Raw genomic sequence first — 257 nt, 5'->3', positions numbered from 1 at the left:
GCCGTAGCCGTAGGACACATGCACCTTGTCACCCTTGCGGCCGCCGGCGGCGCGGATGGAACGCGCGACCACGTTGGCCCAGGTGTCGATGTCGTTCTGCGTGTAGCCGACCACCGTGGGTTTGCCGGTGGTGCCGCTGGAGGCGTGCAGGCGCACGATCTCGTTCTGCGGCACGGCGAACATGCCGTAGGGGTAGTTGTCGCGCAGGTCGTTCTTGCCGGTGAAGGGGAACCTGGCGAGATCGTCCAAGGAGGTCA

1 pseudogene is annotated in these 257 nt (G+C 66.1%); it reads right to left on the bottom strand.

Features of this window, described 5'->3' with window-relative positions:
* Positions 1 to 257: pseudogene (locus JMJ55_RS30635) on the bottom strand (phenylacetate--CoA ligase); the annotation flags it as partial.

Origin of the sequence: Belnapia mucosa, assembly GCF_016775475.1 — a bacterium.
Taxonomy (GTDB): Bacteria; Pseudomonadota; Alphaproteobacteria; order Acetobacterales; family Acetobacteraceae; genus Belnapia; species Belnapia mucosa.
Note: the sequence above shows the minus strand (reverse complement) of the source record. Positions and strands in the feature narration are given on the sequence as shown.